Annotated in this window: 2 protein-coding genes; both read left to right on the plus strand. The window is 70.6% G+C overall.

Annotated elements, in window-relative coordinates:
- Positions 1-293: hypothetical protein (locus ACZ3I4_RS47870; protein ID WP_465388849.1), on the plus strand; the 293-nt coding region annotated here is incomplete at its 5' end.
- A 159-nt stretch (positions 294-452) separates the two neighbouring features.
- Entirely contained in the window at positions 453-1,013 is a 561-nt protein-coding gene (locus ACZ3I4_RS47875; RefSeq protein WP_465388850.1) for a hypothetical protein, read from the plus strand.
- Positions 1,014-1,223 lie beyond the last annotated feature (210 nt).

Below are 1,223 nucleotides of genomic sequence, written 5' to 3' on the forward strand. Positions count from 1 at the left end.
TCCTCGCGCTGATCCGCCCGAAGCCCGACCTCGACCTGGTCGTCGGGGAGCCGGCCGAAGCGGTCGCCGCCGCCCGGGCCGCCGTTGACGCGCCCGACGGGATCGGCTCCCTCGTCTCCTACACCACCGAGGTCGCGCTCCCGGTGAAGGGTACCTGGAAGAACCCCGCGATCGGCAGCGCCCGCGCCGACATCGTCCTGACCGCGCCGGAGGCCGGGGTGCCGCTGCTGTTCATCGAGGCAGACAACTGCACCGAGGAAGCCGTCCTGATCGCCGCGAAGTTCGACAAGTAGGCGCGGTTCTTCCAGCGGCAGGAGAAGGACACCGACAACGCCGAGAAGCCGCTGTGGCGCACCCGCTGGTCCGCCCCTGCCTCCGAGGAGTACGAGCGGGTCCACCCGCCGGTCCTGCTCGTCTTCCACCAGGTCGGCAAACGCCCCGCCAAGACCCAGATGGCCAGGGTTGCCGACCTCACCCGCCACCACTGGCAGGGCCGGTGGCACCGCGAGGGCGGTTTCCACTCCTACGACCGCTGTATCCCGGTCGTGGCGACGACACTGGACCTGCTGCGCGAGCACGGCCCGGCCGGGCCCGCGTTCTGGCGCTTCGGCCGCGACCACCGCGAGCCGCTGCTGAAGGCGATCGGCAACTCCCGCCGGGACGCCTACCTCGCCCGCAGCCGCAAAGCCGCCCAAGAAGAGCAGCGGCGCCGCGAGGAGGAAGAAGCCGCACGGCGGGAATCGTGGCGGCCGGTGTGCAAGGACTGCGGGCAGAAGTTCACCGACGACCGCTGGAAGGCCGTCGAATACACCCGTGACTGGAGCAAGCGCCAGTCACACCCGCACCTGTGCGAGCACTGCCAGCACCAGGCCGTAACAGCCGAGGCCAAGCAGCAGGCCAAGGCCCGAGCCGAGGAACGCGAGCGCCAGGAGCAGGAACGCCTGCGCCAGGAGGCCGAGGAACAGGCCGCCGCGCAGAAGGCCGGCGGCTGGCTCTCCCGCTTCCGCACCTGACCGGAGAGCTGACTGACCGGCCTCGGCCCTGCCTGTTCTGGACGACGCCTGGGAAGACGTCATCGTCGACCTCGGATCCCAGTGGGGCCAGTACGAGTACGTTACCAACATCGGGTTCGCCGCCTAGAACGCCCCTGTACGGCGATTTGAGCGCCCGTCAGTCGCCCCGGGCCCCACAACCCGGGGGCGACTCGCGTTCGCGGCACAGAG

It is taken from the genome of Actinoplanes sp. NPDC021490, assembly GCF_055562135.1.

What these genes read in the sequence shown, in the direction of transcription:
- ACZ3I4_RS47875 (WP_465388850.1), top strand. Translation starts at nt 453, where the DNA reads ATGGCCAGGGTTGCCGACCTCACCCGCCACCACTGGCAGGGCCGGTGG.